The sequence below is a fragment of the Phocaeicola sp. RTP21359st1_B8_RTP21360_211022 genome, from assembly GCF_040911965.1.
Taxonomy (GTDB): Bacteria; Bacteroidota; Bacteroidia; order Bacteroidales; family Bacteroidaceae; genus Phocaeicola; species Phocaeicola vulgatus.
In genome coordinates this window covers 1-22436 of sequence record NZ_JBDFXP010000041.1, presented here as the reverse complement: position 1 = coordinate 22436, position 22436 = coordinate 1, and the positions used below count along the sequence as shown (strand labels likewise).

General features: G+C 42.5%; 16 protein-coding genes and 1 tRNA gene. 9 read left to right on the top strand and 8 right to left on the bottom strand.

The window, feature by feature from the left end:
- Positions 1–12: 12 nt before the first annotated feature.
- Positions 13–1107: an efflux RND transporter periplasmic adaptor subunit gene (locus AB5062_RS17935; protein ID WP_005843627.1), complete on the top strand. Its 1095-nt coding sequence runs from the start codon at positions 13–15 to the stop codon at positions 1105–1107.
- A gap of 12 nt (positions 1108–1119) precedes the next feature.
- Complete coding sequence (locus AB5062_RS17930; RefSeq protein WP_005843625.1) at positions 1120–2436, top strand: TolC family protein; 1317 nt, start codon at positions 1120–1122, stop codon at positions 2434–2436.
- Positions 2437–2719: 283 nt separating this feature from the next.
- Here AB5062_RS17930 and AB5062_RS17925 read toward each other — a convergent pair whose 3' ends face one another.
- The 3 genes from AB5062_RS17925 to AB5062_RS17915 form a co-directional block, all read right to left on the bottom strand.
- Complete coding sequence (locus AB5062_RS17925; protein ID WP_080705356.1) at positions 2720–5395, bottom strand: TlpA disulfide reductase family protein; 2676 nt, start codon at positions 5393–5395, stop codon at positions 2720–2722.
- A 108-nt stretch (positions 5396–5503) separates the two neighbouring features.
- On the bottom strand, positions 5504–6457 hold the full coding sequence (locus AB5062_RS17920) for a hypothetical protein (RefSeq protein ID WP_117597227.1): 954 nt from the start codon (positions 6455–6457) through the stop codon (positions 5504–5506).
- A 123-nt stretch (positions 6458–6580) separates the two neighbouring features.
- A complete protein-coding gene (locus AB5062_RS17915) occupies positions 6581–7414 on the bottom strand; it encodes a S1 RNA-binding domain-containing protein (RefSeq protein WP_005843620.1) in 834 nt (277 codons plus the stop codon).
- Between the two features lie 76 nt (positions 7415–7490).
- Between AB5062_RS17915 and AB5062_RS17910 the strand changes: the two genes are divergently transcribed.
- Together AB5062_RS17910 and AB5062_RS17905 are read left to right on the top strand one after the other, a co-directional pair.
- Positions 7491–8885, top strand: a complete 1395-nt coding sequence (locus tag AB5062_RS17910; RefSeq protein ID WP_005853699.1) for an iron-containing alcohol dehydrogenase — start codon at positions 7491–7493, stop codon at positions 8883–8885.
- A gap of 82 nt (positions 8886–8967) precedes the next feature.
- Positions 8968–9921, top strand: coding sequence for a FimB/Mfa2 family fimbrial subunit (locus AB5062_RS17905; RefSeq protein WP_005843617.1), 954 nt, complete (start codon positions 8968–8970; stop codon positions 9919–9921).
- An 11-nt stretch (positions 9922–9932) separates the two neighbouring features.
- Here AB5062_RS17905 and AB5062_RS17900 read toward each other — a convergent pair whose 3' ends face one another.
- Genes AB5062_RS17900 through AB5062_RS17890 form a run of 3 tightly spaced genes read right to left on the bottom strand, consistent with a single transcriptional unit; the run spans position 9933 to position 13451 of the window.
- Positions 9933–10592, bottom strand: coding sequence for an ABC transporter ATP-binding protein (locus tag AB5062_RS17900; protein ID WP_005843614.1), 660 nt, complete (start codon positions 10590–10592; stop codon positions 9933–9935).
- 2 nt (positions 10593–10594) lie between these two features.
- Positions 10595–11317, bottom strand: a complete 723-nt coding sequence (locus tag AB5062_RS17895; RefSeq protein WP_005843612.1) for a ThiF family adenylyltransferase — start codon at positions 11315–11317, stop codon at positions 10595–10597.
- The gene (locus AB5062_RS17890; RefSeq protein WP_005843610.1) at positions 11304–13451 is read right to left on the bottom strand and encodes a cation:proton antiporter; all 2148 of its coding nucleotides are present in this window, start codon (positions 13449–13451) and stop codon (positions 11304–11306) included. Before AB5062_RS17890 ends, AB5062_RS17895 begins: the two co-directional genes overlap by 14 nt.
- Before the next feature lie 165 nt (positions 13452–13616).
- Here AB5062_RS17890 and AB5062_RS17885 point away from each other — a divergent pair, with 165 nt between their 5' ends.
- Positions 13617–14627 (top strand): aspartate-semialdehyde dehydrogenase, encoded by a 1011-nt coding sequence (locus AB5062_RS17885; RefSeq protein ID WP_005853694.1) that lies wholly within the window; start codon positions 13617–13619, stop codon positions 14625–14627.
- A 479-nt stretch (positions 14628–15106) separates the two neighbouring features.
- Here the strand turns inward: AB5062_RS17885 and AB5062_RS17880 are convergent, their stop codons facing one another.
- Entirely contained in the window at positions 15107–15748 is a 642-nt protein-coding gene (locus AB5062_RS17880; RefSeq protein ID WP_008670377.1) for an FKBP-type peptidyl-prolyl cis-trans isomerase, read from the bottom strand.
- A 10-nt stretch (positions 15749–15758) separates the two neighbouring features.
- Positions 15759–17300: a glycine--tRNA ligase gene (locus tag AB5062_RS17875; RefSeq protein WP_005843603.1), complete on the bottom strand. Its 1542-nt coding sequence runs from the start codon at positions 17298–17300 to the stop codon at positions 15759–15761.
- A gap of 151 nt (positions 17301–17451) precedes the next feature.
- Between AB5062_RS17875 and AB5062_RS17870 the strand changes: the two genes are divergently transcribed.
- The 4 genes from AB5062_RS17870 (at position 17452) to AB5062_RS17855 (ending at position 22181) form a co-directional block, all read left to right on the top strand.
- Positions 17452–20145 (top strand): DNA gyrase/topoisomerase IV subunit A, encoded by a 2694-nt coding sequence (locus AB5062_RS17870; protein WP_005843601.1) that lies wholly within the window; start codon positions 17452–17454, stop codon positions 20143–20145.
- A gap of 3 nt (positions 20146–20148) precedes the next feature.
- Positions 20149–20994: a DUF3316 domain-containing protein gene (locus tag AB5062_RS17865; protein ID WP_032953119.1), complete on the top strand. Its 846-nt coding sequence runs from the start codon at positions 20149–20151 to the stop codon at positions 20992–20994.
- A gap of 8 nt (positions 20995–21002) precedes the next feature.
- Complete coding sequence (locus AB5062_RS17860; protein WP_005843596.1) at positions 21003–22031, top strand: S41 family peptidase; 1029 nt, start codon at positions 21003–21005, stop codon at positions 22029–22031.
- A gap of 68 nt (positions 22032–22099) precedes the next feature.
- Positions 22100–22181, top strand: a tRNA-Leu gene (locus tag AB5062_RS17855).
- Positions 22182–22436: the final 255 nt, after the last annotated feature.

Here is a 22436-nt window from a genome sequence, read left to right as displayed (position 1 = left end):
AAACAAACAGATATGAAAAAGTATGTAAAAATTGCACTATTAGTCATCGTTGCACTGATATTCATCGGAACATTTGTATTTCTCTATCAAAAATCACAACCCAAAGCCAGCGTGTATACTATATTAAACGCAGAAATCACCGATCTGAAAAAGACCACTGTAGCTACCGGAAAAATAGAACCGCGTGACGAGATTCTGATTAAGCCGCAGATTTCAGGTATCATTGACGAGGTATATAAGGAAGCCGGACAAAAAATAAAGAAAGGAGAAGTGATTGCCAAAGTAAAGGTGATCCCCGAACTGGGACAACTAAACTCGGCAGAAAGCCGTGTAAGACTGGCAGAAATCAATGCCAGACAAGGAGAAACGGACTTTGCCCGTATGAAAAAACTGTTCGAAAGCAAACTTATCAGCAGTGAAGAATATGAAAAGAGTGAAGTAGCCGTAAAACAGGCACGTGAAGAATTACAAACAGCCAAAGATAACCTGGAAATAGTCAAAGAAGGTATCACTAAAAACAAGGCTTCATTCAGTAGTACCCTTATCCGATCTACTATTGACGGATTGATTTTGGATGTGCCCGTAAAAGCCGGTAACTCCGTCATAATGAGCAACACATTCAATGACGGAACCACTATCGCCACCGTAGCCAACATGAATGATCTGATTTTCCGAGGCAATATTGATGAAACGGAAGTAGGACGCATACACGAAGGCATGCCGGTAAAAATAACTTTAGGAGCCTTACAAAACATGGAATTTGATGCACAACTAGAATATATCTCTCCTAAAGGTGTAGAAGAAAATGGTGCCAACCAATTTGAGATCAAAGCAGCCATCACAGTCCCCGACAGTATTACCATCCGTTCCGGATATAGCGCAAATGCGGAAATCGTTCTGGCACGTGCCAGCAAGGTACTGGCAGTACCCGAAAGTACTGTTGAGTTTAAAAACGACTCTACTTTTATATACGTATTGACAGATAGTGTACCTTCACAGAAATTCAGCCGTCGTGCCGTTATTACAGGTATGAGTGACGGTATCCAGATTGAAATAAAGAACGGTCTGAATGTCAATGAAAAAGTACGCGGAGCAGAAAAGAAATAACAGAATATCATTATGAAGAAACAAATCATTATAGCCTTGGCCACCCTGACTGCATTACCGGCCGTTTCCCAAGAAAAATGGGATTTACGTAAATGCATTGATTATGCTATAGAACACAACCTGAGTATCAAGCAACAGGAAGCTGCAAGAGATCAGAATGCAGTGGATTTGAATACTGCTAAATACAGCCGGCTGCCTAATCTGAACGGTAATGTGGGCCAGTCATTTAACTTCGGCCGTGCCTTGCAGGCAGACAATACGTACGGCGACCGTAATACCAAAAACACCAACTTCTCACTCAGTACCAGTATTCCTTTATTTACAGGATTGCGGATACCGAACAACATCGCTCTCAGCAAACTGAACCTGAAAGCAGCTACAGAAGACTTGAACAAGGCCAAAGAAGATATCAGCATTTCTGTCACCTCTGCCTATCTACAAATTCTTTTTAATGAAGAATTGGCAAAAGTAGCTCACAACCAAGTAGAGTTAAGCCGGGAACAGCTGGAATTGAAAGAAGCCTATTTCAAAAATGGGAAAGCATCTGAAGCCGAAGTCTATGAAGCCCGCGCACGCGTCGCACAAGACGAAATGTCAGCAGTACAGGCTGACAATAACTATCAGTTAGCTTTGTTAGAACTGAGCCAGCTGTTGGAACTTCCTACTCCTGACGGATTTGGAGTAGTATCTCCCCGTGTAGAGGATGATTTTACTCTGCTTTCACTTCCCGAAGATATCTATGCACAAGCTGTTCTGAACAAACCAAGTATTAAAGCAGCCCAATTTCGTCTGGAAGGTGCGGCCAAAAATATCCGTATTGCCCAAAGTTCCTGGTATCCGCAATTAAACTTCAGTGCAGGTATAGGAACAAACTACTATAATATTTCAGGAGTAGAAAATGCTTCATTCAGCAGCCAGTGGCATCAAAATTTTAATAAATACCTGCAATTCTCACTCAGCATTCCGTTGTTCAACCGTTTTGACACACGAAATAAAGTAAAGAACGCACGCATCCAGCGCACTGCTTTATCATGGAAGTTGGAAGAAAGCAAAAAGGCTCTTTTCAAAGAAATACAGCAAGCATACTATAATGCAGTAGCTGCCGAAAGCAAATACAAAAGCAGTAATACAGCTACGGATGCTTCTGAAGCTTCCTTCCGTCTGATGAGCGAAAAATATGCCAATGGTAAAGCCAACGCTACTGAATACAATGAGGCACGTACCAATTGGATGAAAGCCGTTTCGGATATGCTTCAAGCAAAATATGACTATCTGTTCCGTACCAAGATTCTGGATTTCTACAAAGGAGTTCCTCTTACTTTGGAATGATTTTCTATCATTCATCACAGATTATCATTAAACTCAATTAGCTTTGCAGCCCGATAAACTAAAGGTACGCGAGTTCGGGATAAAAAATGAAATTGATCCCATAGACGGACAGCACTCCCCCTCCTGCTGCCAGATAATAACAAACGGATAGCGTACAAATGGCTTCAGATTTCCATCAAGGAGAATAAGTATAGCCAAACAGAATTGATTTGCGAAAAATAGGATAGATGAATCTCCGGTAGCAAATCAATTCTGTTTGGCTATATAATACTGTGATACGACTTCACTCCCCCAGCAATTCTTTCATTTTAGCCTTCAAACTGCCTTCACCGTAGCCTCCCCAAGTAGTCATGATTTTACCTTCTGGGGAAATGAATACATAATAAGGGATACCTCTCACGCCATATCTGGCATACAGTCCATGTCTTCCTTGCAAATCATTAAAATTATTGCCACTCAGCTGCTTGGCAGAGGAAAAGCTTTTCCAGTTTTTCTCAGTATCTTCTGAAAGACTTACCACAGTCAACCGTTCTTTATAATGTTCCGTTATCTCTTTCAATTCAGGAAGCGATTGCAAACAAGGAGCACATCCCTGACTCCAAAAATCTATCAGAATATATTTACCTTTGAAATCAGATAAATGATGAATCTTTCCATTCACATCATATAAATCGGCATCAGCCATATCATCCCCCACTTCTACTACCGTAGGAGGAAACAGTCGGACAGTCAAATCCTTCACGCAATCCAATTCTTTGTCTTTCTCACTTAGACGATTATACAGAGCAACCACCTCTGCTTTCTGCTTAAAACCGGCATTGAATTTATACAAGTAACTTAATTCGTTCAGTTTCTTTATCCATACAAGCGTGACTTCTGTTTCCTGCATTATCTTTATAATGACAGGTGCGCTTTTCAATCGCAAAACATCTTGTTGGGCATATACTTTTTTCACTTTATCCCAAATCTTTTTTTCTTCTTTCTCTTGCTGTTTTACAGAAGACATCGTTTCAAACAATTGTGCAGTTTGAATCATCAATTTCTGATCCTGTTCTTCCCATTTCTTCACCGCTCCTCTAAAATGTTCCATCACTTTCTGTTCTTCCACATTACTCTCTATCCGCCAATCGGTATACAATCTATCTTTCCCTTTAATTACAATTCGTGCATCCGGTTCCACCCAAACAGATAAAGAAGTACCCGGAAAACCAGAGCCCTCTCCCCTAACCAGAACTTCCGAACATTCATTTTTCGTACAACTTCCGGTAAAAAAGAACATTCCATTCTTCAAAGGCATATTAACCAATCGCTTGAACATACTCCCTTCACTCAGCCAAAGTCCGATGGAAGTTCCATCCTCCACTCCTTCCAAATGACCAGTGATAGTATAAGTATGCGGCATAGTCAATGCAATACCTTCCAGTTTATCAGGAGTCGCCACATTTCGCTCTACCATATCGAATGTCTTCGTACCTTTGGGCAAAGGCTCGAAAAAGAAAGTATAATCAGCCTCTCCGCTTTCGGGCATAAAGAAATGCTGGTCAAGAGTGATTCCCTCGGCACGTTTCAAAGGACAGACCGTACCATTATCGGCAATCAGAGCAATGCTGCTGCTCACCTGTATCCAATATTTAGGAATATAGTATCCATGCACACGCACAATGGCAGCCGTATCACTTAACTCCACCTGTCTTATTTCATGAATATCCGTATTACTTGTACGTACAGTGGGATAATTGACTATGGTGGTAGTTTCGGAAGCTACCATACTCATAGCATAGGAAGGGGTATCCACCCAACGACGTATTTTTTGTTTAAGGCTGCCCTTGCCATACCCAGTCCACTTCTTTAAGACTTTACCTTGTGGTGATATCAAAATGTAACTAGGGATTCCACGTACACCGTATTTAGCATATAATCCATTCATTCCCTGCAAATCATTCAAATTCTCCCATATCATTTCATGTTGTCCGGAAGCTCTTTTCCACGTTTTCTCAGGATCACTGCTAAGGCTGATCACAGTCAGCTTATCTTTATATTGATTGGATATTTCCTTCATTTCGGGTAATGCCATGATGCAAGGTCCACATCCCGAACTCCAAATATCTACCAACATATATTTCCCTTTATAATCTGCCAGATGGTGTATTTTCCCTTCCAAATCGAACAAATCGGCATCCACCATCTCATCCCCTTCATTCACGACCACCGGAGGAAAAAGACAAGTGTGAATGGTTTTACCGGAATCCGTTTTTTTGTCGGTTTCAGACAAACCATTATAAATGGAAACCACTTCGTCTTTATATGGAAAGCCTTTCATATATACGCTCTCCTGAGCAAGCCGTTTCAACTCCTCCAACCAAACCTCGGATACCGGAGTTGCTTTCAAGCGTTCGATAGTACGAGCGTCTATCTTCAAATTTATTTCATCCTGCACATAGCGAAGACTGTCACACCGAGTGCGGAGTGATTTTTTCTGTTCCTCATTTAAATTTCCGGCATACATGGCGTCCATTGACTTATAATATTCAAGAACAGTCTTTTGAAACTCATTCCACAATTCCCGTGAACTATCAACGAAACCGCTTCTCACCTTTTGTTGTTCGACAGGACTTTTCACCTTCCAAGTATAAATATAGGTATTATTGCCACTAATGTTGATTTTTGCTCCCGGAGCAGCCCATATGTCCAGCCCCATAGGAGGAAAACCCTCCGCACCATAGCAGCTGATAGAATATTTTCCGATCTCTTGATCCTCTGCTTTCTCCTTAAAAAAGAATGATTCATTTTTCACGGTGTCATTGGCAATGCTACTCCCCACATTCCCTTCCGTACGAAAGAGTGTTACCACCGTACCGTCTTTCAATCCTTTAACTTTTCCTTGAATCGTAAATTCATTTTGTGCTTGTGCTGAAAAGAAGCCCATGCAAAGTAAGGCCATTAGAATAACGTTTTTCATAACTTATTGTGTTTTGTTGTTTTACGGGGTAATATTACTCCTTTTTCCTTTCCGTTATGCCTTCTCTTAAGCTTTTTTAGCACTAAGGGCAGAAGGAACTTTCCATGACTATACAATGCGCATACGTACAGCACTTCTTTCACCGGAATTGCTCTTATTTCTTTCTCTTGACCGATTCGATTCCTTTTCTTTCTTACCATTTCCTCTTCTCACATCCCTGCCGGATGGAGTAATACGCCTATTTTCATGACGGTCTTTATCAACCTGTGAGTTCTGTCCACGTCGTGAAGGGCGCCCATCATGCTTGTTATTCTGATCCTTCTTCGGTCTGTCCGGCCTTGCCTGTGGAACAGACGGACGACGATGATCACCCGACGGCCTGTCAGGATGGATTTGAGGTCTGTTTGGACGAGTCTGAGGAGGAGTGGCCGGGCGATGATGCTCCTTTTGTGGAGGACGAACAGCTATATTGAAATCACGACGACGGTGCATATCATACGTCATTCTGTCATGGCGGATACGATAATGTCCATCGTACACATCATGGCGGTAATGGTCACGATAATGGGTCTTATAATAACTGACATTATTAAAATGAGTACGATAATGCCCTCCACAATAACTAGCATAGTGATGCGGTTTGCCATAGTAGAAAAAATTCACATTATTATATACCAGATAAATACGGAAATGCCATTTGTTCTCATGCGCATAAATGGGACGGTAGAAATGCTCAGTCCTCATAAAACGACGATATTGCGCACTGGAAAGTATCCAACGAAGATCATCATTACGCACATCCAGAAAATCATAGTAACGTTCCAACGCATAATCATAGCCTCTTACCACATCATCCATCAGATAACGGACATTATTGATAAAATCATAATTCACCTCATATACATCATTGTATTGCCGCGGAGTGAGTTTCAGTTCATATGCCATACGGTCGGTAAGGAAACGAGTGTTCTGTCTCATTTTGCTGATACTCATGGCCCCCATTGCGGGAATAGTTATACCTAGCATACAAATCACTATCAGTAATGTAGTCCATCTTTTCATAGCTGTTCCGTTTTTAGTTTGTTAGTTCTATGGCACAAAAATAGGGGAAATCGCTTTCCCCCACAATTGATTTTCCCCATAAGTTCATAGGGCTTTTCCTATATCCGGTAGGGAAAAGCTCCACTAAGTGAGGCGTATCCCCTCAGCTTCCAAAACAACCAGGCGTTTTTTATATAAATCCCCCACCGCTTTCTTGAAAGTTTTCTTACTGACACCAAAAGCATCATAGATATCCTCAGCAGCACTTTTATCATTCAATGGAGTGAAGCCTTCATGATCTTTAATATATTGTAATAACACTTCCGAAAAATCATCCACCTTCTTTGCGCCCAACTTTTGCAGAACCAAATCGATCTTACCATCCTCACGCACCTGCTTTACATAAGCCTTCAGCCTCATACCGGTTTCTAAAGGTTGGAAAATCTCATTATCGTAAAGCAAACCACTGAACTTATTTTCCACAATAGCCTTAAATCCCAAATCTGTTTTCTGCCATATCAGGATATCCACTTCCTGTCCCAGCCGATAGTCGGGATGTTCTTTAGAAAGATAATGCTCCACTTTAGCAGATGCCATAATGCGGTAACTATCTTCGTCTATATGTGCGTGTATTATATACTTTCTCCCTTTCTGCATTTTCATCTTTTGTTCACGGAAAGGTACAAAAAGGTCTTTCATCAATCCCCAATTCAAAAACGCACCAAACTCATTAATCCATGCCACTTCCAAACAGGCAAACTCGTCCACCTGCACCAACGGCTGCAAAGTGGTAGCTATCAGCCTTTCCTCATTGTCAAGATAAAGAAAGACATTCAGCACATCGCCAGGCTTACAGCCTTCGGGTACATAACGCGTAGGCAATAAAATCTCTCCGTCATCGCCTCCATCTAAATAAACACCAAAATCTACTTCTTTTACAACCTCCAGCTGGTTGTATTTTCCCAGTTTTACGTTCATTAGCTAAATTTTTTCTCAAAGATAGGAAAAAAGCATTATCTTTACTCAGTATTAACCAAGAAAACCCCAATTAGTTATGGATAATTTTATCTTTCACAATCCTACACGCCTCATCTTTGGCAAAGGCATGATTGCCCAATTGTCCCAACAGATACCGGCCGACAAGAGAATCATGATCACTTTCGGAGGTGGCAGTGTAAAAACCAATGGAGTCTATGAACAAGTAATCCAAGCCCTTGAAGGACGTGATTACACGGAGTTTTGGGGAATAGAATCAAATCCCGATATATCTACCTTGAAAAAGGCGATAGAATCAGGCAAAGAAAAAAACATTGACTTCCTGCTGGCAGTAGGTGGCGGCTCAGTTATAGACGGCACCAAGTTGATTTCCGCTGGTATTCCCTACGACGGAGATGCCTGGGAACTGGTTAAAAAAGGCAGTGCACAAAACACGATTCCTTTAGGAACTGTGCTAACCATTCCCGCCACAGGTTCAGAAATGAATAACGGAGCTGTAATTTCATGCCGTGAAACTCATGAAAAATATCCATTTTTCTCCTCCCATCCTGTATTTTCTATCCTAGATCCGACAGTAACTTTCTCACTGCCCGACTATCAGATAGCTTGCGGACTGGCAGACACTTTTGTACACGTCATGGAACAATACATGACCAAAACAAACGAATCTTATCTAATGGACCGCTGGAGCGAAAGCATCCTTCGTACATTGGTACAAATCGCTCCGCAAATCAAAGAAAACAAACAGGACTATCACTTGATGAGTGAATTTATGATGTCCGCCACTATGGCTTTGAACGGTTTTATTGCTATGGGAGTATCCGAAGACTGGGCCACCCACATGATAGGGCATGAGCTGACCGCACTACATGGCATGACACACGGCCAAACCCTGGCGATCGTATTTCCCGGAACTCTACGGACACTCGCCGATAAAAAACGTGACAAAATACTACAATATGGCGAACGTATCTGGGGGGTTACTTCAGGAGTTCCCAGTGTACGGGTATCGCTAACCATAGAAAAAACTGAAGAATTCTTTAGAAATTTAGGACTTAAGACTCGCTTGGATGAAGCAGGAATAGGCGATGATACCATTGAAGAAATAGTACGCCGGTTCAATGAGAGAGGCGCAGCATACGGAGAGGACGGTGATGTAACGGGAGAAGTGGCACGCCGGATTCTGCAAAACTGTAAATCGAAAAAAGAAACAACTGATACAGAAGGAACGAGTATGAAAACAGTTATTCTTACTTCTTTCAAAAGTGATGTCCGCGCACACATGTTACAGGATCTTCTAAAAAATGAAGGTATAGAATCCATGTTGCAGGGAGAATATACAGCCCAAGTTTTGGCTTATATTCCGGGAATGGAAATAAAGGTTCTAGTCTTCGAAAAAGATTATGCCCGGGCATTTGAGATCCTGAAAGCCAGTTTTCCCGAGAAAGTATAAGCATAACTTTCTCCTATACCATTCAAACTTTCTCATCCATATCTTGTTATAGGGAGTATTCAAACCTAAACTAAAGATGTACATGAGAAAGTTTTTATTTTTACCTTTACTGGCACTGCTAGCTTCGTGCGGTAAAAACGAGGATTGTGACATTGTCACTCCCCAACCAGAAGATCTGGTATCTCCGGCACTATATGCCACTCTGAGCCAAAGTAGCACAGATCCTTACAATGGTCCATTAGAAGTACTACCTTGTGAAACGAATGGAAGTTTTTATATAGGCAATTATACAGCCAAGGGAAAACAAGTTCCTTTTCCAGCATATTACTTAATCACGAATGGAATAGGAAAATCCCAAAAATATCCTTTAAGGCTTCCTGTAGGTACATACAATGTGATATATTGGGGATATCCCGATTACTTTGGTACAGCAGGTGATGCCTATCTGGCAGATCCCACGCTAATTATAGGCAAAAAACTGAATACAACCAGTTTAGGACTAAGGAAAATACCGGGAGATACGGTATACTACCCGATACATAGCCTTGTATACGGAACACAAAATATAAATATAGGGAAAGATGACCTGCAAGCACATCTTAAACATGCTTCAGCAGCCTTAAGCGTCATAGTGTCTGAAACAAACGGTGATGCTTTCAGTGATGCCATTGATTCAATGTGGATATACATCAGTAATATCCATAGCAACCTGAATTATTTTTCAGCCCGGCCCGAAGGCACTTTCAAAACAATCAGCTTCGGGTTGAAACCCAGCACTAACCGTACAGAATTCAACAATAATTTTGTATCGGTGTTCCCCTCTCAGCCTAATCCTATGTTTCAAATCTTTGTACAGTTAAGTAACGGAACAATAAAGCATTACCAACAAAAACTAACTACACAACTTAATGCCGGGACAAGAACAACAGTCAACCTGAGTATGGACGGTGTACTACTGGAAGAGGGAGATACCGGAGAATTCCAGATAGACAAATGGAAAGAACAGCATGACAGTATTCACATATCATTAAACTGATCTTTGCTCTATTAAATTTTCAAAGAGATCCTGCCATCTACCATGTGAATAGTACGGTCTGTCAAACGAGCCAGATTTTCATCATGAGTAACAATAACAAAAGTTTGACCTAACTTATCACGTAAATCAAAGAACAACTGATGAAGTTCCTCTTTATTGCGAGTATCCAGACTGCCCGACGGCTCATCCGCAAGGATAACCGCCGGGTTGTTTATTAATGCACGCGCTACCGCCACCCGTTGCTTCTCCCCTCCCGACAATTCAGCCGGTTTGTGCGAAGCACGTTCGGACAAGCCCAAAAAAGCTAGCGTTTCTTTGGCTTTCCGCATAGCTTCGGAAGAAGACGTACCTGCTATCAACGCAGGCATCATCACATTCTCTAAAGCTGTAAACTCAGGAAGTAACTGGTGGAACTGGAACACAAAGCCAATCTGCCGGTTACGAAAAGCCGACAACTCTTTTTCCTTCAAACAACTCACTTCTGTACCATTCAGTAAAATAGTACCCGTATCCGCCTTATCCAGCGTTCCCATAATCTGCAATAATGTAGTTTTCCCCGCACCGCTGGGCCCCACAATACTTACCACTTCTCCTTTTTCTATCATCAAGTCAATACCTTTCAGTACCTGCAATGTCCCGAAACTCTTCGTTATTCCCTGTAATTCTATCATAATCAAATTCTTCTTATCACATACTCCGCCAGATAACAGCCAAAGACTGCCGGCATATAACTCACGGTTCCGGCAGTAGATTTCTTATTTTTCTCATCATCTACCAATATCACCGCATCCTGATCGGCCTGCTCTGTACTAAATACAACCGGAAGTTTTCGTTTCATCCCCATTTTCTGCAAACGCTTCCGCACGGCTTTGCTTAATCCGCAATGGTAAGTATCCCATAAATCGGCAAAACGAACCTGAGTAATATCCCATTTAGCACCGGCCCCCATACTACTCACAATGGGCAGACGGCGTTGAAGCACATTATATATAAGGTAACATTTAGGAGCTACCGTATCAATGGCATCCACCACAAAATCAAATTTTGCACTGTCCAGCAATTCCGGAATACGCTCATCTTTCAGATACTCCACCAATACAGTCAATTCCAAATCGGGATTAATATCACGGAAACGTTCCGCCAAAATTTCCGCTTTGGGACGTCCCACAGCAGAGTGAAGGGCCGGAAGCTGACGATTAATATTACTGGGCTGCACAATGTCTGCATCCACTATTGTCATACGGCCTACTCCTGCACGACAAATCATCTCGGCAGCATACGCCCCAACTCCACCTAAACCTACCACCAGCACATGAGCGTGACGCAGGCGTTTCATCTTATCTTTTCCCAGCAACAACTCCGTACGTTGCTGCCACTCTATATTAATTTCGTTCATCACCTTTCTTAAACCATTTGTAGAACCATTTTCCTACATTATCATATACTCGTGTTTCCGATTGCCCGCGAGGGTCAGAAAACGAAACAATCTCTTGCGGATCGTCCCCTAACTGATCCGGATACACAATCAACAAACTGTTATTGGCAAAGTACTTGCTGATTTGTGACGGCAGACGTTCAAAAGAAGTCTGATAAGAGATGGAACCTTTACGCGAAGACACAACCACAAACAGATGGTCATAATTCACCTGTCCGGTCAATAAAAGCAGATCATCCCACTCTTCCAATAAAGAAAACTCCGTAAAAGTATTCGCCTCCTGTTTTTCTGTCAGGGCACGCAAATGCTTCAATGTATCTTCCGTAGCAAAGAAATGCACGCGGCATCCCAATTGTTTACCCATACGGCAGAGCTGTGTCATCCATTTCAAGAAACCTTTTTCATATTCCGCCTTATCGGGAACCGCCACCACAATCCGGCGCAACGTATTGACAGGCATCAATAATTTAGCGATCATAATCTGGCGGTTCGTGCCCTTCAACAAGTTTTCCGTCATTGTACCAAAGAAAGAATCCATCAAATTCGTCTTACGATGCAAACCTATTACAATATCCGTTACCGCATATTCTTTCTGCGTATGAATAATACCTTGCGCAATATTCAAATCATAACGCAACACAGTCTTTACAGACGCATCGGCAGCAGCAGCAATCATCGCCGTACGCTCCAAGTTACGCTTGCCTATGAGTTCCTTGGTTTCTGAAGTATTATTATCATTGATCACACTCAGTGCCACCAATGACTCTTTTTGTTTAGGATGTCTCATCATCAAAGCCATGCCTACCAATCCTTCTATGGTTTCAGGATTAGCTACCGGAATCAAGATGCGTTCCTGTTCCTTACCTTCGCTGCCCTCCATCAGATTTTCCTGGGTCACCATTTTGCGTGCGGCACGCTCTGTCACAACAGAACTTATAATACAAGTGAACAAAATCATGACCACCGTACCATTCAAAACATCATCATTCAACAACCGCTCTCCATTTTCCATAATAATACCGTGACCTATCAACACAGCGGCCAAAGTCGCAGCAGCCTGTGCATTGCTTAATCCGAATATCAGGCTGCCCTCCACTTTTTTCATGCCATATATCTTCTGGGTTATCCATGCAGCCAGCCACTTACTGAATGTCGCCACTACGGTCATTACAACCGCCACTTTCAGCGCTTCACCTTCCGTAAAAAGGCAACGTACATCAATAATCATTCCCACCCCAATCAAGAAATAGGGAATAAACAGCGCATTACCCACAAACTCCAGCCGGTTCATCAAAGGAGAAACATGAGGAACAAAACGATTCAATACCAGCCCGGCAAGGAAAGCTCCCAAAATACCTTCCATCCCCACCAGTTCCATCAAGCCTCCGCCCAGGAACACCATAGCCAGCACAAATATAAATTGCATCACCGCATCCTCATATGTACGGAAAAACCACCGGCTGATGCGAGGCATTAAAAATATGATAAGTCCGAACAGCAAAACCACCTTGGCAACCAACAGCACCCAAAACAGTCCGCCTACGTCCTCACCTTTATACATACCACCAATAACAGCCAGCACCATCAAAGCCAGCACCACAGTCACCGCCGTACCACCAATAGTGATACTGACCGTCCGTTGCCGCGACAAGCCATACCGGCTGATAATAGGATAAGCAATCAAGGTGTGACTGGCATACATACTGGCCAGCAGCACAGAAGTCAGGAATCCATAGTTCAGCATACTCATGCTACTCCATATGCCCAGCCCCATCGGGATGAGGAAAGTAAACATACCAAAGACCAATCCTTTTGTCCTGTTTTTCTTGAAATCGTCCATATCCATCTCAAGACCGGCCAAAAACATAATGTAGTAAAGTCCTACCTTTCCAAACAATTCAAAACTGCTGTCACGCTCCAGAATGTTAAAGCCATACTTGCCTACCACTACCCCGGCAAGTATCATACCAATAATATGCGGAATGCGTAAACGCCCCAAAATCATAGGGGCAAACAGAATGATAATGAGTACCAGGAAGAATATCCAGGTAGGATCTGTGACCGGAAAATGTATGTTAAGGTCGAATAGTTCCATCTTTTTTTAAGTTTTATACCATAATATCGACAAAATTACGAAAAAACTTTCTTTTTTACTGATTTATATTCTAAAATGTTCTAATTTTGCACGCAGAACGTACTTACATGCTGAGAGATAGTTCTAAAGTATTACTAAATTTTATCTTATAAAACAAAAAACAAAATGAAAGTAGCAATTGTTGGTGCGAGCGGAGCTGTAGGACAAGAGTTCCTGCGTGTGCTCGATGAAAGGAACTTCCCGTTGGATGAGTTAGTGTTATTCGGTTCTTCACGCAGTGCAGGACGAAAATACACATTCCGCGGTAAACAGATTGAAGTGAAACTCCTTCAGCACAACGATGACTTTAAAGGTGTAGATATCGCTTTCACATCAGCCGGCGCAGGTACCACAAAAGAGTTTTGTGAAACCATTACCAAACATGGTGCCGTACTGATTGACAACTCCAGCGCTTACCGTATGGATGCCGACGTGCCTTTGGTAGTGCCCGAAGTGAATCCGGAAGATGCTTTGAATCGTCCCCGTAACGTGATAGCTAACCCCAACTGTACAACTATCCAGATGGTAGTTGCGCTGAAAGCCATCGAAAATCTTTCACACATAAAACGTGTGCATGTGGCTACTTATCAAGCTGCCAGCGGTGCAGGTGCAGCAGCTATGGATGAATTGTATGAACAATATCGTCAAGTATTGGCTAACGAGCCCGTGACCGTAGAGAAATTCGCTTACCAGTTGGCATTCAACCTGATTCCCCAGATTGATGTATTTACCGACAATGGATATACCAAAGAAGAAATGAAGATGTTCAACGAAACACGCAAGATTATGCACTCCGACATTCAGGTTAGCGCCATGTGTGTACGTGTTCCCGCCCTCCGTTCTCACTCGGAAAGTATCTGGGTAGAAACTGAACGCCCCATTTCTCCTGAAGAAGCCCGTGAAGCCTTTGCCAAAGGGGAAGGCCTGGTACTGATGGACAATCCCGAAAAGAAAGAATATCCGATGCCTTTGTTCCTGGCAGGTAAAGATCCGGTTTACGTAGGTCGTATCCGCAAAGATCTGGCAAACGAAAACGGACTGACTTTCTGGATTGTAGGCGATCAGATTAAGAAAGGTGCGGCATTGAACGCTGTTCAGATTGCCGAATACTTGATCAAAGTAGGAAACGTGAAATAATTTATTAAATAATTTGTCATAATCTTTATCTTTGCGTCAATCATTGGTTTAATGAATTGACCAAGATAAAGATTATATTGTTTCTTACAGTTATTCGCCCGTCAAACTATCCCACAACATTATGCTGAAAGGAAAAACACTTCGGCGGATACCGAAAAAACGAAGTGTTTTATTTATATCCCCGATAAAACAATCTTCTTGTTTCCGTCAAGAGTTCTTCTTAATATAATATAATTAAACCGTTTTACCCCAACCTTTAAACCATTCCTTACAGACAATGGAACGCGTAGCAAGCGGATAAAAGAACCATTAACCATACCAAGGAAAACGCCATACCTCCCAAAATCATTTCAGCAAATCCCCAAACAATTCACCTGACAGGCCCCCGTCTCGTCCAACCGACATGAATCAAAACACCATAAAAAAAAGAGCATTGCAACAAACTGCAATACTCTCTTCTTTCCAATATTCTATGATAGCTATTTTTTAGCATCCAAGGTATCATCAATGCTTTTTCCCGTACCCTTCAACGGGAATATATCAACCAAATTCACATCAAATATCAACGTTGAATATCCGGGAATACCTTCTGTACCATCTTTTCCGTAAGCCAATGGATAAGGAATATAAAGCTTCCATTGGTCACCGGCTTTCATACCACCAAATCCTTTCATCAAGGCCGTACTCCACCCTGCTATCACCGCACCTACCAGAAATTTTCTAGGAGTGGCAGTTTCCGGATCAAGCTCACCCTGATAACTTTGGTCAAAAACCGTACCGTTAATCAATTGACCACGATAATTCACCGCTACCGTATCCGTAGCAATAGGACTCTCAGTACCATCTCCCACTTTCTGAATCTTACAGTAAACATTATCAATGATCTTTCCTGTTTCATTCAATCCCAAAGATGGAAGTTTATAGGAACGGATGATTTTCCATTGCCCTTCTCCATTGCCTCGATTGGCTTCCGCCACTGTAGCAATGGAGTCAATATACCGCTGATTACGCTCTTCCCAGTTTGCATATGGATCTTCTGTCCCATCCGTCTCACTACATGAAACAATGGACAGGGAAGTAACAAACAGCAGACCAATCAGCCAAAGAATACTTTTATTCATAATACATTTATTATTGCAAAGTCTTCAGCAGACTTGTTATACTTACTTTATCGGCAATGATATTGTTCAGTTCCGAAATAGCTACACGCTCCTGCTGCATGGTATCACGATTACGCAAAGTTACACAATTATCCTCCAAAGTCTGGTGGTCTACTGTGATACAATACGGAGTACCGATGGCATCCTGACGACGGTAACGCTTGCCGATGCTGTCTTTCTCATCATACTGGCAGTGGAAATGGAACTTCAAGTCATTCATAATCTCACGCGCCTTCTCGGGCAGGCCGTCTTTCTTCACCAACGGCATCACGGCCAGTTTCACCGGAGCCAGAGCAGCAGGCAATTTCAATACCACACGAGTTTCACCATTCTCCAATGTCTCTTCTGTATAAGCAGCACTCATAATGCTAAGGAACATACGGTCCACACCGATAGATGTTTCAATAACATACGGAGTATAGCTTTCGTTCAATTCCGGATCGAAATACTTGATGCTCTTGCCACTGAACTTCTCGTGCTGACTCAAGTCAAAGTTCGTACGGCTATGAATACCTTCCACTTCCTTGAATCCAAACGGCATCAGGAATTCAATGTCTGTAGCTGCATTGGCATAATGTGCCAGTTTATCGTGATCATGGAAACGGTAATGATCATCACCGAAACCTAATGCCTTATGCCATTTCAAACGAGTTTCTTTCCATTTGGGGAACCACTCCAGCTCAGTACCCGGTTTTACGAAGAACTGCATCTCCATCTGTTCAAACTCACGCATACGGAAAATGAACTGGCGGGCTACGATCTCGTTGCGGAAAGCCTTACCAATCTGAGCGATACCGAAAGGAATCTTCATACGACCGGTCTTCTGTACATTCAGGTAATTGACAAAAATACCCTGCGCTGTTTCCGGACGAAGATAAATCTTCATGGCACCATCGGCAGTAGAACCCATTTCGGTAGAGAACATCAAATTGAACTGACGTACTTCAGTCCAGTTCTTGGTTCCCGAAATAGGACAAACAATCTCTTCATCAATGATAATCTGACGAAGTTCATCCAAATCATTGTCGTTCAAAGCTTTTGAGAACCGTTCATGTAAAGCGTCGCGCTTGGCCTGATGCTCCAGAACACGACCGTTGGTGCTACGAAACTGAGCCTCATCAAAAGCATCACCAAATCTCTTGGCAGCCTTGGCCACTTCTTTGTTTATCTTCTCGTCATATTTGGCAAGCTGGTCTTCAATCAGCACATCGGCACGATAACGTTTTTTAGAATCGCGGTTGTCAATCAGAGGATCATTGAATGCGTCCACATGTCCGGAAGCCTTCCAAATAGTAGGATGCATAAAAATAGCAGAATCAATACCTACGATGTTCTCGTGCAGCAGCACCATACTCTGCCACCAATATTGCTTGATATTATTCTTCAACTCCACTCCCATCTGACCGTAATCGTATACAGCGCCCAGTCCGTCATAGATATCACTGGACGGAAATACAAAACCATACTCTTTACAGTGCGATACTAATTTCTTAAAAACATCTTCTTGTGCCATTTTCTTATCTGTTTATTCTTACACTTTTGTTGTTTTTTCCTGTTTTCAACCTTTAATAAGGGCGAAATAATATGCAAAGTAAATGATTTTTTTCAATAAAAGTCGTATTTTTGCGTGCATATCATCAGAACATTAAGGAATTTAAATATATATGAGCGACGATTTTATTGATAAAGAGGAACAAAACGAAGAAAATATCCCCACGCCGGAGAACGGACACTTGGACTATAAACCTGCCGATACCAAAAACACAGGGGTGAAGCACCAGCTGAGCGGAATGTATCAGAACTGGTTTTTGGACTATGCCTCTTACGTAATACTGGAACGTGCCGTACCGCACATCAATGATGGTTTGAAACCTGTCCAAAGACGTATCCTCCACTCTATGAAAAGATTGGATGACGGCCGATATAACAAAGTTGCAAACATTGTAGGACATACCATGCAGTTTCACCCGCACGGCGATGCTTCCATAGGCGATGCGTTGGTGCAGCTAGGCCAAAAGGATCTGTTGATAGACTGTCAGGGAAACTGGGGTAACATACTGACAGGCGACGGTGCCGCTGCCCCCCGTTATATCGAAGCACGTCTGTCCAAATTCGCATTGGATGTGGTTTTCAATCCCAAAACCACCGAATGGCAAGCATCATACGACGGACGAAACAAAGAGCCGATCACCCTACCTGTCAAATTCCCGCTCTTGCTCGCTCAGGGAGTAGAAGGTATTGCTGTGGGCCTTTCTTCCAAAATCCTGCCACACAATTTTAACGAACTGTGTGATGCCTCCATTGCCTATTTGCGTGGTGAGGAATTCAAACTCTATCCCGATTTCCAGACAGGAGGCTCTATTGATGTATCACGCTACAACGATGGAGAACGCGGCGGAATGGTGAAAGTACGTGCTAAAATCAATAAAATAGACAACAAAACATTGTCCATAGCCGAAGTACCTTTCGGAAAGACTGTCCCGGGGGTATGCGACTCTATTGTCAAAGCCAGTGAAAAGGGAAAAATCAAGATCCGGAAAGTGGAAGATCTTACTTCTGAAAAAGTGGAAATCCTAGTGCACCTTGCTCCGGGAGTATCCTCGGACAAAACCTTGGACGCGCTCTATGCATTTACTGATTGTGAAGTAAGCATATCTCCCAATTGCTGTGTAATTGATGAAAAGAAACCCCACTTCCTTACAGTCAGTGCCGTCCTTAAAAAAGCCACGGACAACACGTTGTCCCTGCTTCGTCAAGAGTTGGAAATACACAAAGGAGAATTGCTTGAAAACCTTCATTTCGCATCATTGGAAAAAATCTTTATCGAAGAACGGATTTATAAGGAAGTAAAGTTCGAGCAATCCGAAAATACAGATGCCGCCTGCGAATTCATTGATGAACGGCTGACTCCTTTCTATCCGCAATTTATCCGTGAAGTGACCAAAGAGGATATTCTGAAGTTATTGGATATCAAGATGGCCCGGATTCTGAAGTTCAACAAGGATAAAGCAGATGAGAACATAGCCCGTATCAAGGAACAGATTGAAGAAATAAACAATCATCTGGCACATATCGTAGAATATACCATTGACTGGTATCAGATGTTGAAAGATAAATATGGCAAACAATACCCCCGCCGTACAGAGTTACGTAACTTCGATACCATTGAGGCGGCGAAGGTAGTGGAAGCTAACGAAAAACTCTATATCAACCGCGAAGAAGGCTTTATCGGCACCGCCTTGAAAAAAGATGAATTTATAGCCAACTGTTCAGATATTGACGATGTGATTATCTTCTATAAAGACGGCAAATACAAAGTGGTTCGTGTAACAGACAAAATGTTTGTCGGCAAGAATGTTCTCTATGTCAATATCTTCAAGAAAAACGACAAACGTACCATATACAATGTGGTCTATCGGGATGGAAAAGAAGGGTTTCACTATATCAAACGATTCAACATTACCTCCATCACCCGCGACCGTGAATATGATGTAACGCAAGGTACGCCCGGCTCACGTATCGTTTACTTTACAGCCAATCCCAATGGGGAAGCGGAGGTTATCAAGATTACCTTAAAGCCGAATCCGCGTATCAAAAAAATCATATATGAAAAAGATTTCAGTGACATCAATATAAAGGGACGCCAGTCCATGGGCAATATCCTGTCTAAATACGAAGTACATAAAATAGCCTTGAAACAACGTGGCGGCTCTACCCTGGGTGGAAGAAAAGTATGGTTTGACCGGGATGTACTCCGCTTGAACTATGACGGACGCGGTGAATATCTGGGAGAATTCCAAAGTGACGAATTGATTTTAATAGTCCATGAAAATGGAGAATTCTATACCAGTAACTTTGATTTGAACAATCATTATGATCCGGGGATCCACATCATCGAGAAGTTCGATGCCAACAAGGTATGGTCCGCCGCTTTATTTGATGCCGACCAGGGATATCCTTATCTGAAACGATTCACTTTTGAATCCACTTCACGCCGTCTCAATTATTTGGGCGAGAATAAGGAAAGTCGTTCTATATTGCTTACTTGTGTGGCTTATCCACGCATACAAGTCATATTCGGAGGACATGACAGTTTCCGTGATCCATTGGAAATAGATGTGGACGAATTCATCGGAATCAAGAGTTTCAAAGCGAAAGGAAAACGAATCAGTACTTACAACATTGAACAAATAAATGAACTGGAACCTTTACGCTTCCCCGAACCTTCCAAAGAAGAGGACGGTGCGGAAGAGGGGACTGATGAAAACGAAGAAACTGCCGAAATTGAAGATCCGGATCATGGTAAGAGTGAAACAGATATCATTGATGAAATTACCGGCCAGATGAAACTGTTTTAAAAAATGAAGAAAATTCTCCTGTTATTACTGTCCCTGTTTTTGGGGCTGTCTTCGCAGGCGCAGGAAGACAGCTTACAAGCAAACCGCTACGTTATGAGAGCTACTCTTTACGGTGCCGGTTTTACAAATATATTGGACACCTATCTTTCACCGATGGAATATACCGGACCCGAAATTCGTATCCTGCGTGAAAGTATGCGCATGACCAAACTGATGAATGGCAACGTGTCTGTTCAAAGTCTGTTCCAAGCCAATCTGTCCCTGACAGAGAATAAAGCAGAAACAAGTAATGAAATGGCAGGTATGGTCAATTGGAATTATGCACTGCATTACCAGTTCCGGCTGACAGAAAACTTGAAGATACTGGCGGGTCCCATGCTGGACTTGAACGGCGGGTTCATCTATAACATGCGAAATTCCAATAATCCCGCCCAAGCTAAAGCATATGTCAATCTGGCGGCATCGGGTATGGTCATCTATCGGTTTCATATCGGTAACTATCCGCTGATAGCCCGTTATCAAGCCAATCTGCCTGTCATGGGGGTTATGTTTTCCCCGGAATACGGACAATCTTATTATGAGATATTCAGTTTAAAGAATGGCGGCAAGAATGTGCTGTTCACTTCCCTGCATAACCAACCTTCCTTGCGACAGCTGGTTACATTGGATTTTCCTATCCGGTCGGTCAATATGCGTTTCGGATACCTATGTGATATCCAGCAGGCGAAAGTCAATAATCTGAAAAGTCATATATGGTCACACGCCTTTATGATAGGTTTCGTGAAAAACTTTTATTTATTAAAAGGTAAGAACAAAGTGGCGATGCCCAGCCGGGTCAGCCCTTATTAATATAGAGGATGAAAAGAAATAGTTATATTTTTATCAGTCTGTTATTGTCTGTTGTATTATTTACTTCGTGCATCACGGAGGACGAATACGACAACTCCCCCGAAGGCAACTTCGAAGCATTATGGCAGACTATCGACCGCCAGTATTGTTTCCTTGACTATAAAAAGCAGGAATACGGATTGGACTGGAATGAAATATACAGCCAGTATAAACAGAGAATATCCAAAGGCATGAATAATGAACAGTTATTCGAAGTTCTGGCAGATATGCTGAACGAGTTGCGTGACGGACACGTAAATCTGTCTTCCAAACTGGAGTACTCCCAATATCGTGAATGGTTTGACAGCTATCCGGCCAATTTCAGCGACAGCATCCAACGTGTTTATCTAGGTAAGGATTATGCCCAATCCTCGGGTATGAAGTATCAGATATTCGAGGACAATATAGCCTATATTTATTGTGGCAGTTTCCAATCGGGCATCGGTGAAGGAAATCTGGACGAGGTTCTAAACAAACTGGCTATTTGTGATGGGTTGATTATTGATGTGCGAAATAATTCGGGTGGTAATCTTACCACAGCCGAGAAATTAGCCGCACGTTTCACGAATGAAAAAGTGCTGGTAGGCTATATGTCCCATAAAACCGGACCGGGGCACAATGACTTCTCCACTCCCAAAGCAGTTTGGCTGGAACCGTCACTAGACCGTGTACGCTGGCAAAAACAGGCGGTAGTGCTGACTAACCGCCGCTCTTTCAGCGCCACTAATGATTTTGTGAACAGAATGAAAATACTTCCCAAAGTGACCATCATCGGTGACAAAACAGGTGGCGGTTCCGGCCTGCCCTTCTCCTCCGAACTGCCCAACGGCTGGTCTGTCCGCTTCTCGGCCAGCCCCATGTACGATGCGGATATGCAACATCTGGAATTCGGTATAGATCCGGACATCAAAGTCAATATGAGTTCAGAGGATATGCAACGCAATGTAGATACCATTATTGAGGCTGCACGTGAATATTTACATAGCCACAAAGAATAATTTTCTAAAAATCTTTGGTACTTAAGAAATATTGCTTATCTTTGCACCCGCTTACCAAAAGCAATGTCGCGCGTGTGGCGTAATTGGTAGCCGCGCCAGACTTAGGATCTGGTGTCGTGAGACGTGTAGGTTCGAGTCCTATCACGCGCACAAGTTTCCGTATAGAAACAGACAAAAGCCCTCGAAATTATCCGATTTCGAGGGCTTTCTTTACTAGAAGAAACTAGTTCTCAAAAATCATGTGGCATACTAAAATTTCACATTTATTTTTTTCCCTTTATAAAGCACTGTCTTTTCACTTCCATCCGGCATTCGAACTGTAAATTTCGGCTCAGCGGAAATTTCTGGTTGGTAAGTTTTAAAATTAGCTATCTTTGCTTACCTTTGTTTTATGAAACCCGAACG

Excerpts from the sequence above, each read along its gene's own strand:
- AB5062_RS17935 (WP_005843627.1), top strand. The coding sequence starts at position 13 with ATGAAAAAGTATGTAAAAATTGCACTATTAGTCATCGTTGCACTGATA.
- AB5062_RS17930 (WP_005843625.1), top strand. The coding sequence starts at position 1,120 with ATGAAGAAACAAATCATTATAGCCTTGGCCACCCTGACTGCATTACCG.
- AB5062_RS17925 (WP_080705356.1), bottom strand. The coding sequence starts at position 5,395 with ATGAAAAACGTTATTCTAATGGCCTTACTTTGCATGGGCTTCTTTTCA.
- AB5062_RS17920 (WP_117597227.1), bottom strand. The coding sequence starts at position 6,457 with ATGAAAAGATGGACTACATTACTGATAGTGATTTGTATGCTAGGTATA.
- AB5062_RS17915 (WP_005843620.1), bottom strand. The coding sequence starts at position 7,414 with ATGAACGTAAAACTGGGAAAATACAACCAGCTGGAGGTTGTAAAAGAA.
- AB5062_RS17910 (WP_005853699.1), top strand. The coding sequence starts at position 7,491 with ATGGATAATTTTATCTTTCACAATCCTACACGCCTCATCTTTGGCAAA.
- AB5062_RS17905 (WP_005843617.1), top strand. The coding sequence starts at position 8,968 with ATGAGAAAGTTTTTATTTTTACCTTTACTGGCACTGCTAGCTTCGTGC.
- AB5062_RS17900 (WP_005843614.1), bottom strand. The coding sequence starts at position 10,592 with ATGATAGAATTACAGGGAATAACGAAGAGTTTCGGGACATTGCAGGTA.
- AB5062_RS17895 (WP_005843612.1), bottom strand. The coding sequence starts at position 11,317 with ATGAACGAAATTAATATAGAGTGGCAGCAACGTACGGAGTTGTTGCTG.
- AB5062_RS17890 (WP_005843610.1), bottom strand. The coding sequence starts at position 13,451 with ATGGAACTATTCGACCTTAACATACATTTTCCGGTCACAGATCCTACC.
- AB5062_RS17885 (WP_005853694.1), top strand. The coding sequence starts at position 13,617 with ATGAAAGTAGCAATTGTTGGTGCGAGCGGAGCTGTAGGACAAGAGTTC.
- AB5062_RS17880 (WP_008670377.1), bottom strand. The coding sequence starts at position 15,748 with ATGAATAAAAGTATTCTTTGGCTGATTGGTCTGCTGTTTGTTACTTCC.
- AB5062_RS17875 (WP_005843603.1), bottom strand. The coding sequence starts at position 17,300 with ATGGCACAAGAAGATGTTTTTAAGAAATTAGTATCGCACTGTAAAGAG.
- AB5062_RS17870 (WP_005843601.1), top strand. The coding sequence starts at position 17,452 with ATGAGCGACGATTTTATTGATAAAGAGGAACAAAACGAAGAAAATATC.
- AB5062_RS17865 (WP_032953119.1), top strand. The coding sequence starts at position 20,149 with ATGAAGAAAATTCTCCTGTTATTACTGTCCCTGTTTTTGGGGCTGTCT.
- AB5062_RS17860 (WP_005843596.1), top strand. The coding sequence starts at position 21,003 with ATGAAAAGAAATAGTTATATTTTTATCAGTCTGTTATTGTCTGTTGTA.